The sequence below is a fragment of the Paenibacillus sp. Soil522 genome (genome assembly GCF_001428245.1).
In the GTDB taxonomy this organism is placed as follows: domain Bacteria; phylum Bacillota; class Bacilli; order Paenibacillales; family Paenibacillaceae; genus Pristimantibacillus.
In genome coordinates, this window is record NZ_LMRV01000044.1 from 34,661 (window position 1) to 48,994 (window position 14,334).

13 protein-coding genes are annotated in these 14,334 nt (G+C 53.0%); 7 read left to right on the top strand and 6 right to left on the bottom strand.

The window, feature by feature from the left end; all coding sequences use genetic code 11:
• Positions 1-39: 39 nt before the first annotated feature.
• Positions 40-2,094 carry a beta-galactosidase gene (locus tag ASG81_RS13915; RefSeq protein ID WP_056634971.1) on the bottom strand — a complete coding sequence of 685 codons (2,055 nt, stop codon included), beginning with the start codon at positions 2,092-2,094 and terminating at the stop codon, positions 40-42.
• Positions 2,095-2,252: 158 nt separating this feature from the next.
• On the opposite strand from ASG81_RS13915, the gene ASG81_RS13920 reads away from it, so the two are divergent.
• A complete protein-coding gene (locus tag ASG81_RS13920; RefSeq protein ID WP_056634973.1) occupies positions 2,253-3,107 on the top strand; it encodes an AraC family transcriptional regulator in 855 nt (284 codons plus the stop codon).
• On the opposite strand, the gene ASG81_RS13925 is transcribed toward ASG81_RS13920, so the two are convergent.
• The gene (locus tag ASG81_RS13925; protein ID WP_056634976.1) at positions 3,104-3,976 is read right to left on the bottom strand and encodes a VOC family protein; all 873 of its coding nucleotides are present in this window, start codon (positions 3,974-3,976) and stop codon (positions 3,104-3,106) included. The two genes, ASG81_RS13920 and ASG81_RS13925, sit on opposite strands and share 4 nt — an antisense overlap.
• A 224-nt stretch (positions 3,977-4,200) precedes the next feature.
• Entirely contained in the window at positions 4,201-5,388 is a 1,188-nt protein-coding gene (locus tag ASG81_RS13930; protein WP_056634980.1) for an acyltransferase, read from the bottom strand.
• A 138-nt stretch (positions 5,389-5,526) separates the two neighbouring features.
• On the opposite strand from ASG81_RS13930, the gene ASG81_RS13935 reads away from it, so the two are divergent.
• Positions 5,527-6,567 (top strand): EamA family transporter, encoded by a 1,041-nt coding sequence (locus ASG81_RS13935; protein ID WP_235548869.1) that lies wholly within the window; start codon positions 5,527-5,529, stop codon positions 6,565-6,567.
• Between the two features lie 246 nt (positions 6,568-6,813).
• Here the strand turns inward: ASG81_RS13935 and ASG81_RS32075 are convergent, their stop codons facing one another.
• The 3 genes from ASG81_RS32075 to ASG81_RS13945 all read right to left on the bottom strand — a co-directional run bounded on the left by ASG81_RS32075 (position 6,814) and on the right by ASG81_RS13945 (position 8,251).
• The gene (locus ASG81_RS32075) at positions 6,814-6,981 is read right to left on the bottom strand and encodes a hypothetical protein (protein WP_200961507.1); all 168 of its coding nucleotides are present in this window, start codon (positions 6,979-6,981) and stop codon (positions 6,814-6,816) included.
• A gap of 111 nt (positions 6,982-7,092) precedes the next feature.
• Positions 7,093-7,293: a hypothetical protein gene (locus ASG81_RS13940; protein ID WP_056634987.1), complete on the bottom strand. Its 201-nt coding sequence runs from the start codon at positions 7,291-7,293 to the stop codon at positions 7,093-7,095.
• 97 nt (positions 7,294-7,390) lie between these two features.
• On the bottom strand, positions 7,391-8,251 hold the full coding sequence (locus ASG81_RS13945; RefSeq protein ID WP_056634990.1) for an AraC family transcriptional regulator: 861 nt from the start codon (positions 8,249-8,251) through the stop codon (positions 7,391-7,393).
• A gap of 150 nt (positions 8,252-8,401) precedes the next feature.
• On the opposite strand from ASG81_RS13945, the gene ASG81_RS13950 reads away from it, so the two are divergent.
• Genes ASG81_RS13950 through ASG81_RS13970 form a run of 5 tightly spaced genes read left to right on the top strand, consistent with a single transcriptional unit; the run spans position 8,402 to position 14,237 of the window.
• Positions 8,402-9,232, top strand: a complete 831-nt coding sequence (locus ASG81_RS13950) for an amidohydrolase family protein (protein WP_056634992.1) — start codon at positions 8,402-8,404, stop codon at positions 9,230-9,232.
• The gene (locus ASG81_RS13955) at positions 9,229-10,725 is read left to right on the top strand and encodes a tagaturonate reductase (RefSeq protein ID WP_056634996.1); all 1,497 of its coding nucleotides are present in this window, start codon (positions 9,229-9,231) and stop codon (positions 10,723-10,725) included. Before ASG81_RS13950 ends, ASG81_RS13955 begins: the two co-directional genes overlap by 4 nt.
• Positions 10,718-12,217: a UxaA family hydrolase gene (locus ASG81_RS13960; RefSeq protein WP_056635000.1), complete on the top strand. Its 1,500-nt coding sequence runs from the start codon at positions 10,718-10,720 to the stop codon at positions 12,215-12,217. Before ASG81_RS13955 ends, ASG81_RS13960 begins: the two co-directional genes overlap by 8 nt.
• 46 nt (positions 12,218-12,263) lie before the next feature.
• A complete protein-coding gene (locus ASG81_RS13965) occupies positions 12,264-13,208 on the top strand; it encodes an aldo/keto reductase (RefSeq protein ID WP_056635004.1) in 945 nt (314 codons plus the stop codon).
• A 15-nt stretch (positions 13,209-13,223) separates the two neighbouring features.
• The gene (locus tag ASG81_RS13970) at positions 13,224-14,237 is read left to right on the top strand and encodes a zinc-binding alcohol dehydrogenase family protein (protein ID WP_056635005.1); all 1,014 of its coding nucleotides are present in this window, start codon (positions 13,224-13,226) and stop codon (positions 14,235-14,237) included.
• Positions 14,238-14,334 lie beyond the last annotated feature (97 nt).

Genomic DNA, 14,334 nt, shown 5'->3' on the forward strand with positions numbered 1-14,334 from the left:
TTTTTATGGTTAAGACTATGCAATTTGATCTTGCAAGCGCTAGCTGAGCACAACAACGCCGTAGCCTTCGAGCGTTACGGTGCCGCTTAACGTTTTGCCGGTAAGGAGGTCGGTTTTTGCTTCACGGAGCGTCAATTCTGCAGACTGCTCGCTGTAGTTGAGCAGGAAGTGCAGCGGTCCGGCTTCATCCTCGCGTATGGCCAGTTCAACCTCCTTAGGAAGCGTCAGCCAGCCGGCTGCCGGCGATACAAGGCCAAGCCGTTCAATGATTTGCCCGGCCGATGCTTCGTTGAACACGGCGCCGAAGTACCATGCCTCGCCTTCACCGAAAACGTTCTTCGTTACCGCAGGCTTGCCTGCATAATAGTCGGAGGCGTAATGGGCGACCACCTCTACCGAATCGCTCTCCACGAACAATATATCGTTAAATGAATCCGCCCCTGTCAATGCTTCCTCTCCGCCGCTCCATTTCATGGATGTTGCTGCCCGCGTGCCTTTGATCAAAGTAAACTCTTCGACGGAAATGCCGCATAGTCCAGCCGCCGCCCCCGGGAACGGGCGCATGTAGCAGTGGCCGCGCTCATCCTTATAGCCGGTCCGGCAGCCGAAAATGACGATGCCGCCCTCGCGCGTATACTGCTCCAGAAGCGCAGCCGTCTCATCGCGCATAATAGCAGGATGCGGGTAGACGAGCACCTTGTAGCGCTTCAAATCTTCAAGCGTCGTACCGCTGCGCACATAGAGCTTATCGCTTGGAATGTGGCGGCGGGTCAGCGCTTTAAACCAAGCCTTGTCGCTCTGCCAAGCGAACGGGCCGTGCCATACATCGTATTCGCCGTCCCAATCGTTGTCGTAGTCGCTGAGCAGCGCGATCTCGGCTTTATAGCGGGTACCCGCTATGCGGCTTCCGGCGTGGGCAAGCTCCGCTCCGATTTGTCCGGCCTCGCGCACGCGCCGGTTCGGCCTATTATGATAATCATTAATGCCATGCCAATAAATTTCATTGCCGACCGTTGCGGTCCGCCAGCGGAAGTAAAGAACCATATTCGCGCCGTGGGCAATCGATTGGTACGTCCAGAGGCGCATTTGCCCGGGCTTAGGGGAAGGCATGTCCATCTTGTTAACCCAGCCGCCCGGACCTGACTGCTGCTCCATAATGGTGAAGTTCGGCGAGATGGAGCGAATCGTCCCGAGGGTTTGGCTCGAGCCTCTGTCAGCCAGCGGGTTTTCTTCATTTTTATCGTAAAAAATCGTTGAGAACTGCGGATAGGAATCGTAGCTGAAAAAGTCGAGCAGCTCATCGTTCATCCGGTGGCTGTCCAAGTGGCCGAACAGGCCGTTCGTCGTGACCCAGTGATCAGGCGCGACCTCGCGCAAAATATCTGCCTGCACCTTAGCGAACGAAATGGTGTTATCCGAAATAAAACGCTTCTCGTCCAGCGCCTGATGCGGATTCGGCTGTTTATGCACCGGCGTCGGACGCGGCAGAAACACCTGCTCCCAGTCCGAATACGTTTGGTTCCAGAAAACGGCCCCCCAGGCTTCGTTCAGCTTTTCCAGCGTGCCGTATTTCTCCTGCAGCCATATGCGGAACGCATCATGATCGGCAGGCGCGTAAAATTCGCTGATTTCGCAGTTGAATTCATTGTCAATTTGCCAGCCGATAACGGCCGGATGATTTTTATAGTGCTCAGCCATTTGGCGCGTAATAATCGCGGACAGCTCGCGGTATTTTTGAGAGCTGTAGTTATAATGGCGGCGTGAGCCGTGGTGCAGTGTCACGCCATTGTGCGTTACATTGAGCACCTCGGGATATTTGTGGGTAAGCCAAGCCGGCGGTGTCGCAGTCGGCGTGCCGACGATGACCTTTAGTCCCTGCTTATGGGCAAGTTCAAGCGCGCGGTCGAACAGCTCGAACGAAAAGACGCCCTCCTTCGGCTCGAAAATCGACCAGGCAAACTCGGCTACGCGAACGACTGACAATCCAAGCTCGCGCATACGGCGGAAATCATCCTCCCACAAGGCTTCCGGCCAATGCTCGGGGTAATAGCAGACGCCCAGGCGAAATTCTTTTAACGCGTCGGTCTGTTTCATTTCAAGTTCCTCCTAGTGAGTGAAATCTTAATAATGCGAATATATTGCGAATCATTTCTTTCCTTACTCATTGTAAAATCAAATATATATACGGTAAATGACAATATCCTGCGATTCATGATACAATATTGCGAACTTAATGAAGGGGGCTGGAAGCGATGATCAGACACATTATCGTACCGAATCCGTCTTTTTCCCAGTATGTCTGCTACCCTGATTTAATCGGCCGGTTCAATGACTTTCCGCAGCATGCCGAACGAAGAGAGCAGGGTCAGCTTAAGCATTATAATTTGCATCTTATTTTTGAGGGAAGCGGTTATGTGATGAACGGAAGCGGAGGGGAGCGGCTGGAGCTGCGGGCTGGAGACGGCTTTTTGTTTCCAAAGCATGCCTTTCAGCAGTACGGTTCGAGCGAGGAGGATCCGTGGGACGTGCGGTGGATTCATTTTGAGACGCAAATTCCGCTGCCTATGCTGAGAGAGGCCGACGATTCCGGGGGCTGGCTGTTTACCTTTTCCAACCGCGAGCGGTTCAAGGAGCTGACGGAGGATATGTATGCGCTTTGCAATCCTTTCGAGACCAGCAATGAGCCGCGCATATCTGCGCTGTTATATGAAATATTAGTGGAGCTGGTGCAGCATTCGGAGCGGCTTGAGGGTTCTTCCGCACTCGAGAAGCAAAATGCGATACGGGCAGCTGCCGATCAAATCCGGCACAGATGCGAGGAGCCGTGGAGCCTGGAGCGGATGGCGGCGCTGGCGGGCTACAGCCATTATCATTTTCTGCGGTTGTTTCAGCAGGTTATGGGGAAGACGCCGAATCACTATGTCACGGAATGCCGCATCGATGCGGCGAAGCTGCTGCTTGCGACAACGGCTTTGTCCGTGACAGAGATTGCGGTGCGGTGCGGGTTCGCACAAGCGAGTTATTTTATACGTGTATTCCGCATTGCCGAGGGCGTATCACCGAAAATGTACCGAACGATCTACGGACAAGGGGCGCCGCTTCATTAATCGGCTTTTACGGTCAGGTGTATGGCGATGCCTGAAGGGTCGTGCACGACAAACGCGCTTCCTAGCGCCTGGACGTCAACGGCTTCGCTCTGTAGATGGCCAAGCAAAGCTTCGCGTGAAGCGGATGTTGGAAAAACGATTGTGAAATACGACAAACCTACCGTATTCGCCGGCGGCAATGCTGCGCCAACGCCAGCCCAAATGTTCAGCCCGAGATGGTGATGGTACCCGCCTGCCGAGACGAACACGGCCGACATTTGCGCATAATCCCCGACAACATCGAAGCCGAGCTTACCCGTGTAGAAGGCCTTTGAAACCGGCAGATCGCCAACATGCAAATGCACATGTCCGATGACCGTGCCCTGAGGCAGGCCGCTCCATTCCAGCCCCTCGCTCTCGGCGAGCAGGCTTTCCCAAGCGATTGGATCGGATGCCATCACATAGTTGCCGCCTGCATCGCGCTTCCACTCTTCGCGCGGACGGTCCGCGTAAATTTCGATGCCGTTATTGTCCGGATCGGCAATGTAAAGCGCCTCGCTCACGAGGTGATCCGCCTGCCCGATATGAATGCCCGATTGTATCAGATTGCGCAGGGCAAGCGACAGCGAACGGCGATCCGGCAGCAATAATGCAAAGTGGTACAATCCGGCATAGGATCTTCTTTGGGGAACAACCGCATCCGGCACTTCCTCCAGCACAAGCAGCGTATGTTTTCCATCGGCGGTGAAAGTAACGACGCCATTTGCCGCATCATGCTGCAAAACCTTTAACCCGACTACTTCCTCATAAAATGAAATCGACCGCTCCAGCTGGCTAACCTTCAGTTTCACTTCGCCTAGCGAAATATGTTTATCCAAAAATGTCGGCATAGTAAGACCTCCTAAATTAAGTTGTGAAGCCATGCAGAATAAAAGCGTATTCCGTGCCGTCTTTCTAGCATGTTCAATACTGGAAAACGTCACGCATGTTACGCTTATTTTAACGTATGTTTTTATTAAAATAAAGTTAATTATTAAAAGTAAGTGATAGACGCTGAGAGCATTCTGCAAAAAAGAGCCGTCCGCGCTTGCTTAAGCGATCGGACGGCTCTGTTCTATTTGGCTTCGATACCCGGCTGAATTGGAACATTTGGCTGTTTCTTCATTGCCGGGAGCGGACCGAACAGCAGCCAGTGCCATTTAAACGGCGCGCACAGCGATACGAGCAGCCAAGGGATAAGCAGCGCGATAAAGAAGCCGCCTGACGCCCAGACGTGGTACAGGAGCGGATCACTGCTCAAGTTAATTTTCCGGTATAGATACAAGATGACCGGGTGAATCAAGTAAATGCCGAAGGAGGTGGCGCCGATATGTAAGAGCGCTCTGACCGCCGTTTTGTTCCACGCTGCATATACCCAGCAGGAAAGCTGAATCAGTACGATGCCTGCGGTTACGCAGCGGACCTCGTCCACAAGCTCGAGCAGCTTCGTATCAATAACGGCTGTATTATACAGGCGATTCTCGTAATAAAAATAGACCATAACTGCACTCGACGATAGGAATAACGCCCAAAGCGCAATCGAGACTGCGATTTTTTGAGGCGTTGCGTTTTTTTTAGTCAGATTGATCCAATCGGCCAGCTTCAAGTAATAAATACCGATAAACGCCCCCGCCGCAAAATAAAACATATAGGTAAACGAATAGCTGCCGCGATTGATGAGATGAAACAAGTCGGTCACCTTATAAACAAACAGCCACTGCACCAGCAGGCCTATCCAGACAATATGCCTGCTGAGCGCTGGAAACCGTTTGACGGCATACAGCATGAACGGCGCAAGCACATAGAATTGAATGATAATGACGACAAAGTAGAGATGCGTATAGGTTTTGCCGATGACAAGCGTTTTGAGAAATTCAGCTGTCGTAAAGTAGCCGATAAACGTCTGCACGTCGGTAAAGCCGAACTGTATCAGCCGCGTAAGGCCATAATAAAGGAACGAAAATAGAAGAAACGGGATAATGATTTTGGACATTCTTTTTTTGTAAAATTGTCCGATTGTTTTTGCCGTGAAGGGCTTGTCGTAGTAGTTGTAAAAAAGCATGAATCCGCTTAAAAAAATGAAAACAGGCACTGCGAATTTGGTGAAAATGTTCAAAAACAGGTACAGCGGATACAGCGTAGCCTGGTGATCGTAGATTGCTACGATCGATGATGTAGCGTGAATCATGATGACCGCCATAATCCCGAATGCTCTGACGATGTCCAGCTCGGGCAAATGCGGTCTTTTTGCAGCGTGTGCCATTAAAATCCCCTTGTTCTGTATAAGATGCTCGCGTTATGTCAGGCAGCGAAGCCGCCGCTATCGTAATTATAAGGTTTGCACCAATTTCAGCCAATACTTTTATTTTTGCTGGTTTACTGCGGCGCAGGTACGCCCGATTTGTTACAGACAAAATCGGTTCGGCTTGATATGATAGGTTCTATTATGTTTATCGTCCGGACAGGATGGATCAAGGAAAGGGGACTTCTTGCTCTCATGTGGCTTACTTATTCCGTGTTCGCTGCCATTTGCTTCGGCTTGCGGGGCATTCTGTATCATTGGACAAGCCAGAAGCCGCTCAACCGTAATTTATTGCTCTGCGGCACGTTTAGTATGGGTGCGATCATAAACGGCATTTGTGCGCTAGCCTTCTCGTCGAGCTGGACGATGGCGGCGCTAATCGGGATACAAATGGGGCTGTTCTCATTCGGCGCGAATGCGAGCATGTTTAAAGGCTTTGCGGTAGGCAAGGCATCGCTGGTGGCGATCTTGACGGCGCTGCCGTCGGTTGTTGTGGTCATTGTTGCTTTTGGTCTTTGGCGCGAGAAGCTTCATGCGATGCAGCTCATCGCATTCGTCGTTATTGTAGGCGGCGTGCTGCTGGTTCGGATGTCTAATGACATCTCGCTTCGGAATTTGCAGGGAGCGCAGTGGGGAGTGCTGGCGATGCTGCTGTTTGCGGCAAATGATTTGTCGGGCAAGTGGTCGACCATGATGGAGGCGGATTTGTTCCCTACGATGTTTTTTATGTTTGTGACGGGAGCTGCCTGCTTCGGAATATGGTGGCTGCGTGATTTGCAAAGCGAGCGGGGCAAGCAGGCGCGCTCGCTTCAAAGCTTAAGCGCTGCAGGTGGCGAGGTGCGCGTATCGCAGCATGCTTCTAACCGCTTCGCGGCACCAAATACATCGATGTGGAGCGACAAACGAACATTTCTCGTCGGTCTGGCCGTCGGTACGACAAATGCAGTCGGCATGATGCTGATTATAACGGCCTTCGATCTTGGCAAAGCTGGCCTCGTATCCGCAGTCACTGCACTGAACGTACTGATCGTGCTCCTCTACACGCGCTTTGTCGTAAAGGAAAAGTTCACAAAGGCGGAGATTACCGGCATATCGCTCGCGTTCGCCGGCATATTGCTAATGCGGCTGTTTGGGGCGTAACAGACGATGCCGTCCCCCCGCCAACCGGAGACTGACGCGCCATTTCAGACGAAATTGAGTAAATTTTTTTCTCTATTTGCCCCAAACTAACTCAAACAGCAGAAATAGAGAAAATATCTTGCTCTATTCTCCCCAATATTCTTAAGTAGGAGGGGCTTCCGGTAAGATCAGTGATCTTGCCAGAAGCCCCTCCGTTTACTGCACCGGTTTAGAATAATCTGCTGCGTTGGCACCGCTATCTATATTTTACTGTTGACCGGGGCGAATGCGGACGACGCCTACTTCAGTTGCGTTAATGGCAAATGCATTGCCGCCTTGGTTGATCATTGCGTTAGCGCTTTGTTTTACGTTGACGAAGGTTTTACCGTTGTCCTTTTTGACCGAGTTGCCTAGTTTGGAATGTTTACGTGACATTTCATCACCCCCCTTCAAGCGTTCTGCGGAACGAAGCCGTATTAGAGGGTTAGCTAGCTTTTCTTGAAATATAAGAAAGTATAAATTTGAACCTTATACGATGCTTATATTTCACCGCGAAACGAGCTTTTGCCGCAAAGACGGCGTCAGCCGTTTACGCTTGCCTCTCTTGAAAATTTGCACGGTAGCTGCGTTGCTTGCCAGCACGTTGCCATGCTGGGCGCTTGCTTCGGAAGATTGAAAGATATTAATGATGAGGTATTTGTATTTTCCTACGCGATACTTAAAGGCTTTGACATTCGAACGAACCATAGGTGTACCTCCCCTGCCAGCAAAATTGTCTTTGCTAGATAATACATGAGAGAAGCAGACAGGCTGTACCGCTAATAATAACCTTCAAATCTATTAGTTATTCGCTCTTTTTGTAATGCGAGGGAGTCATACCGGTTAGTTTCTTGAACATACGGTGGAAATGCGGAAGGCTTTCGAAGCCGCACCGCTCGGCAATGTCGGCGATATTGGCATCGCTCTCCACAAGCAGCTCCTTGGCGCGGATAATTCGTTTGGTCGTCACGTATTCCGTGACGTTCATCCCGGTTAGCTTTTTGAAGACGCGGGAGAAGTGGGCAGGGGTTACAGATGCTCGCTTAGCAAGCTGTGACAGGCCGAGGGGGCTGGCTGGATGCTCGTCAATATAGGCCAAAATGGCTCTCATCCAGCTCGGAGCCGATGACGATACCGCTTGTCCTTCTTCCGATGGGTTAAGGGTCCGGCCGAGGAGCAGTAAAATTTGCTGCAGGTGAAGAAGGACGGCCAGGCGGTAGCCCGGCAGCTTGTCCGTTTCCTCCGCATGTATGCGGTCAATCAAAGCGATGATTTGCTGTTTATCGGCCGCAGCCGCAGCAGGCAGCTTATAGGCTTTGTGGCGTTTGGCCTGCTCGAAGCAGCGTAAATAAGAGAATGAATCACCAAGCGGCGGGCTGTGAACGAGCGAAGCGTTAAAGAACAGCGCGGTCGATGTCTTCGGGTCATCCGGGTCAGGGAAGGAGCGGTGAATGGTGTTGCCGGGAATCATGAATACGTCACCGGGGACGGCATCATAAAACGTCTGATCGATAAAAAAAGTGCCTTTGCCGCTATAAATGTAGACCATCTCATACCAATCGTGAAAATGGTCGGGCAGCTCGTTCTGCGCACTTTTCGAATCCCGGTAGACGCATTCGAACGGAAACGGGGTCAGGGCATCGAACCTTTTGCGATACGGATTCACAGGCTTCACCTCATTCGGATGGTTTGTCGTCCTGATTGTAGCAAATATCAAAAAAGAGTACAAATATGCGATAATTGATTATTTAAGACATCGATATTGTTATTTATAATAAAGGGGGAATTGTAATCTGCTAGAAAAGAGGCGGAAGAGATGAGATTGGATGCGCATCAGCATTATTGGAGCATAGAGCGGGGGGACTACGGCTGGTTAACGCCGGATATTCCAGTGCTGTACCGCGATTTTTTGCCGGAGCATTTGGAGCCTCATTTAAATAAACATAAGCTGGATGGATCGATTGTTATACAGGCGGCGCCGACGCTTGCTGAAACCGATTATTTGCTGGCATTAAGCGAAACCGCAGATTCAATTGTTGGCGTTGTCGCTTGGCTCGATCTTGCAGACCCTGATTACCGTATGCATTATGAACGATTTGCGCAGCATCCGAAGTTTGCGGGGTTCCGCATTATGATTCAGGAAATGCCTGACGCGAACGCGATACTTGCGCCCGGCTTTGTGGAAGCGCTCGCTTTTTTTGCGGAGAAGGGCGTTCCCGTCGATTTACTGGTCATGTCGCATCAGCTGGAGCCTTTAGTCAGGCTGCTGGATCAAGTGCCGGGCTTGCATGCGGTCATTGACCATATCGCGAAGCCGCTCATTAAGGACGGGGCGCTCGAGCCTTGGAAAAGCCAAATGAGCCGAATCGCCGCCCATCCTAATCTGTATTGCAAGCTTTCGGGCATGGTGACAGAGGCGGATCACAATAGCTGGAAACCAGCGGATTTCAGGGCATATATCGAGCATGTGCTGGACGTTTTCGGAAGCGGGAGGGTAATGTTCGGCAGCGACTGGCCGGTCAGCTTGCTTGCGGCAAGCTATGACGACGTCGTGAATGTGCTTGAGCAGGCTCTGCCGGAAACTTGGACGGATTCGGAGCGGGAGCGGCTGTTCGGACTAAATGCGAAGGAGTTCTACCGCGTATGACAACATTAGATCACCGACAATTGAATGAAGAGCAGATGCGTATATACGAGGAAATGAAGCAGGCTAAAATTACGGTGCTGCAGATCGGCGAAGGCAATTTCCTGCGCGGCTTCTTTGACTTTATGCTTCATGAATGCCGGAAGCAAGGGTTTTACGAGGGCAGCGTCGCGGTAACACAGCCGCGCCCCGGCGGCAAGCCGAAAATCGATGCGCTTGCAAGGCAGGACGGACTATACACGCTGGTCGTTCGCGGCTTGGAAAATGGGGAACGCGTCGAGCGGACGGAAGTGATTTCGGTGTTCGGCAGCGTGTTTGACCCTTACTCCGACTGGGGAAATTTTCTCGCTTTAGCTGAACATGAGGACCTTCAGGTCGTCGTATCCAATACGACGGAAGCGGGACTCGTATACCGGCCGGAGGAGCTCGTGGAAGGGCAGCCTATTCAGTCGTTTCCCGGCAAGCTGACGGCGCTGCTTTACCGCAGGTTTAATCATTTCAACGGCGATCCGGAGCGTGGCTTAGTTTGCTTGCCTTGCGAGCTGCTGGAGCGTAACGGCGACGAGCTTCGCAGCTGTGTCCTGCGCTATAGCGACGATTGGGGTTATCCGGAGGCATTCAAGCATTGGGTCGCTAGGCATAACCGGTTTTTGAATTCGCTTGTGGATCGTATTGTGACGGGCTATCCGGACGAAGCGCAGGCTGAGGCATGGTTTAGCGAATGGGGCTATTCCGATCCGATGCTGAGCACGGCGGAGCCTTATCATCTATGGGCAATTGAGGCGGAGCCGGAGCTCGAGAAGCTGCTGCCGCTGCGCAGGACCGGTCTAAATGTACATTGGGTGGAGGATTTGAAGCCTTTCCAGCTAAGAAAGGTGCGCATACTGAACGGAGCGCATACGCTCATGACGCCGCTCGGATTGCTGCATGGCATCGAGCAGGTGCGGGAGGCGATGGAGCATCCAGTGCTTGGACCGCTGGTGCGATCTGCGGTGGAGACGGAAATTATCCCTTCGCTTTCGATTGCAGAGGACGAGCTTCAGGCTTACGCGGGGGATGTGTACGAACGGTTTTTGAACCCGTTCATCCGTCACAGGCTGGCTGATATTGCGATGAACAGCCTCAGTAAATTCAAGGTGCGGCTGCTGCCTTCCCTGCTTCATTATGCGGCTTGCGGCAGTGCGGTGCCAAGCGGGCTTGTACAAGGGTTTGCGGGCTTGCTGCGGTATTACAAGGTGAAGCGGACGGAAGCGGGCTTTGAAGGGAAGACGCTGAGCGGCGCTCTCTATACGGTACGTGACGATGCTGCCATGCTGGAGACGATTGCGGCGGTATGGTCGGAAGCGGAAGAGAAGCAGTGGTCTCTGGAGCAGACGACTGCGGAGCTGCTAAGCCTGGAGAGCGTCTGGGGGCGCGATTTGGCGGCTGAATGGCCGGAATTAGCGGCTGCGGCAAGCGCGAAAATAGCGGAAATGGAGCGGTATGCCAATGAATAGCTGGGTTAGATTGCATGAGGATGATCATGTTGTAATCGCGCTGCAGCCTTTTGCCAAAGGGGATCAGCTGTCGCTTGAGGGGGGATATGCGCTCACACTGCTGGATGAGGTGCCGAAGGGGCATAAGGTGCTTACGCACGCTGTCCGTAAGGGCGAGCATGTGCTGAAGTTTGGTTATTCCATCGGGGTGGCGAAGGAAGATATCGAGCCCGGCAGCTGGGTGCATACGCATAACATGGGAACAGGCTTGAAGGGCTTTCTCGATTATTCTTATGAGCCTGCCGCGCAGGATCAGGTCAAGGCACAGTCGCCTGATGCGGGCCGTACCTTCCAAGGCTTCATTCGCGAAAATGGCGAGGTTGGCATCCGCAACGAAATTTGGATTATAAACACGGTAGGCTGCATTAACAAAACCTGCGAGATTGTAGCTAGAAAGGCGCATGCGCTCTATGAAGGACGCGTTGATGGCGTGTATCATTTTGCGCATCCGTTCGGCTGCTCGCAGCTTGGCGATGATCTGGTGCATACGCAGAAGCTGCTGGCCTCGCTCGTGAATCATCCGAACGCGGCAGGCGTGCTCGTCATCGGCCTTGGCTGCGAGAATAATCAGATCGATGCGTTCAAGCGGGCGATCGGCGAGCATAGCCCGGAGCGGGTGAAGTTTCTGAAGTCGCAGGAGGCGGAGGACGAGATCGAGGAGGCGCTGGAGCTCGTTGAAGAGCTTGTCCGCTATGCCGAGCACTTTAAGCGCGAGCCGGTGCCGGTGTCGAAGCTGAAGCTTGGTCTGAAATGCGGCGGCTCGGACGGCTTATCGGGCATAACGGCGAATCCGCTCGTAGGCGCCGTATCCGACCGCTTGATAGAAGCGGGCGGAACGGCGATTTTGACCGAGGTGCCGGAGATGTTCGGGGCGGAGACGATTCTGATGAACCGTGCCGCCGACGAGAGGGTTTTCGGTAAAATCGTGCATTTGATTAATGATTTCAAGCAATATTTCATAAAGCATGATCAAGAGATTTATGAGAACCCGTCTCCCGGCAATAAAGCAGGCGGCATCAGCACGCTGGAGGAGAAATCGCTCGGCTGCACGCAGAAGGGCGGCCATGCGGTCGTGCAGGATGTTGTGCCATACGGGGAGCGTATTACGAGCAGCGGGCTTAACCTGCTGGAGGCGCCGGGCAATGATCTCGTATCGGTAACGGCGTTGTCCGCGGGAGGCGCCCATATCGTGCTGTTCACGACGGGAAGAGGAACGCCGTTCGGCGGACCGGTTCCGACGGTGAAGATCGCGACGAACAGCGAGCTGGCCGGGCGCAAGAAGAACTGGATCGATTTTAATGCAGGCCGGCTGCTTGAAGACAAAAGCATGGGGACGCTGACTGACGAGCTGTGGGAGCAGCTGATCAGCCTTGCTTCAGGCGAGACGCAGACGAATAATGAGCGCAACGGCTTTAAGGAAATCGCGATTTTCAAAGACGGCGTTATTTTGTAGGGCAGTGCAGGGTGGCGCAGAATGATTGTTTAAGGAGAGGATAGCGGTGAAATATCGGAAGCTTGGCAAGACGGGATTGGATGTGTCGGCGCTCAGCTTTGGCGCATCGTCGCTCGGGTCTGTGTTCAGGGAGACGGATGATGCGGAAAGCATGCGTACGGTGCATACTGCAGTGGATATGGGCATTAATCTGATCGATGTTTCGCCGTATTACGGCTTAACGAAGGCGGAAACGGTGCTGGGCAAGGCGATCGCGGAGATCGCGAGAGACCGGTTTATATTGACGACGAAGGCCGGGCGTTACGGAGCAGACCAATTCGATTTCTCCGAGAAGCGCATCATCAGCAGCGTGGATGAGAGCTTGCAGAGGCTGCAGACGGACTATATCGACATTTTGTTTTTGCATGATATTGAGTTTGTGGCGTTCGAGCAGGTTGCGGAGGGAGCATTTCTTGCTCTCGATAAGCTAAAGCAGCAAGGCAAAATCCGGTTCTCAGGCGTATCGGGTCTACCTCTCGCTGTGTTCGAGAAATCGCTTGCCCATACGGAGCTGGATGCTGTGCTCTCTTATTGCCACTACTCGCTGAATGATACATCCTTGCTGGACATTGTCCCGCTGCTCGAGCAGAAGCAGGTCGGGTTGATCAGCGCATCTCCGCTATCGATGGGCTTGCTGGGTAACCGCCCGCTGGCAGACTGGCATCCCGCTGGCGCAGACATTCGCGCTGCATGTAGGAAAGCGGCCGAGCACTGCGCGGCCAAAGGGGAAGATATCGCCAAGCTGGCGGTGCAGTTCGCTACGGTAAACGAGCGGATTCCGACGACGCTGGTGAGTACGGCTAACCCGGATAACATCCGTAAAAATATCGAATGGACAGACGAGCCGCTTGACGAGGAGCTGCTGCGGGAGGTGCTGGCGATACTTGCGCAGGTTCACAACCGGAGCTGGGAAAGCGGCAGAGAAGAATACAATACGCATGTCAATGTATAAAAGGAGAGCTGCAGCGTGAGAGCAATCGTATGTGAGCAAATCGATCAGCTTAGGCTTGTGGAGCAGGAGGAACCGGCTTTACAGCCGGGGACAGCGATCGTTCGTATTCGGAGAATCGGCATATGCGGCACCGACCTGCATGCTTATAAGGGGAATCAGCCCTTCTTCAATTATCCGCGCGTGCTTGGCCATGAGCTGGCAGGAATTGTAGAGCAGATTGATGATCCGCAAGGCCGGGTCAAGGCGGGCGATCAGGTGAGTGTCATTCCATATATGCACTGCGGGATATGTATTGCTTGCCGCAACGGGAAAACGAATTGCTGTACGGATATGAAGGTGCTCGGCGTTCATATCGACGGAGGCATGCGGGAGCAAATTGCCGTGCCTGTCACGCATTTGCTCGTAACGAATGAGCTGACGCTCGATCAGGCAGCGGTGCTGGAGCCGCTCAGTATCGGAGCGCATGCGGTTCGCCGCTCCGGGCTTGGGGCCGGAGAAACGGCGCTTGTCATTGGCTCGGGGCCAATCGGGCTTGGCGTTATGGCTTTCGCGAAGCATCGCGGAGCACGTGTTATCGCGATGGACATTCAGGAGGAGCGGCTGGCGTTCTGCAGGCAATGGGCGAAGGTCGATGAGACAGTAAATGCGCTGCAGGGAGCTAAGGAGCGGCTGGCCGAATTAACGGGCGGGGAGTTTCCGACGGCCGTATTCGACGCTACCGGCAATGCCCGGTCGATGACCGATGCGTTTGGTCTTGTCGCGCATGGCGGCAAGCTTGTCTACGTCGGCCTCGTCAAGGCGGAGCTTTCCTTCAGCGATCCGGAGTTTCACAAGCGGGAAATGACATTAATGGGCAGCCGCAACGCGACGCTGGAGGATTTCGCTGCCGTACAGGAGGCAGTTCAGAGCGGCAGCATCGATGTGGACAGCTTCATTACGCATCGGGTACCGTTTGCGGAAATGATCGGCCATTTCGATAGCTGGCTGAAGCCTGAATCGAAGGTTATTAAAGCGATGGTGGAATTATAGACGGGGTCATCTGAACGATTATAGAAAGTCCGGCCAAAAGGCATTCCAGCCTTTAGTCGGGCTTTCTATGCGTTAATTCGTCTATCCGCTTAGCAGC

Excerpts from the sequence above, each read along its gene's own strand:
- ASG81_RS13925 (WP_056634976.1), bottom strand. The coding sequence starts at position 3,976 with ATGCCGACATTTTTGGATAAACATATTTCGCTAGGCGAAGTGAAACTG.
- ASG81_RS13920 (WP_056634973.1), top strand. The coding sequence starts at position 2,253 with ATGATCAGACACATTATCGTACCGAATCCGTCTTTTTCCCAGTATGTC.
- ASG81_RS13940 (WP_056634987.1), bottom strand. The coding sequence starts at position 7,293 with ATGGTTCGTTCGAATGTCAAAGCCTTTAAGTATCGCGTAGGAAAATAC.
- ASG81_RS13960 (WP_056635000.1), top strand. The coding sequence starts at position 10,718 with ATGAATAGCTGGGTTAGATTGCATGAGGATGATCATGTTGTAATCGCG.
- ASG81_RS13950 (WP_056634992.1), top strand. The coding sequence starts at position 8,402 with ATGAGATTGGATGCGCATCAGCATTATTGGAGCATAGAGCGGGGGGAC.
- ASG81_RS13915 (WP_056634971.1), bottom strand. The coding sequence starts at position 2,094 with ATGAAACAGACCGACGCGTTAAAAGAATTTCGCCTGGGCGTCTGCTAT.
- ASG81_RS13930 (WP_056634980.1), bottom strand. The coding sequence starts at position 5,388 with ATGGCACACGCTGCAAAAAGACCGCATTTGCCCGAGCTGGACATCGTC.
- ASG81_RS32075 (WP_200961507.1), bottom strand. The coding sequence starts at position 6,981 with ATGTCACGTAAACATTCCAAACTAGGCAACTCGGTCAAAAAGGACAAC.
- ASG81_RS13955 (WP_056634996.1), top strand. The coding sequence starts at position 9,229 with ATGACAACATTAGATCACCGACAATTGAATGAAGAGCAGATGCGTATA.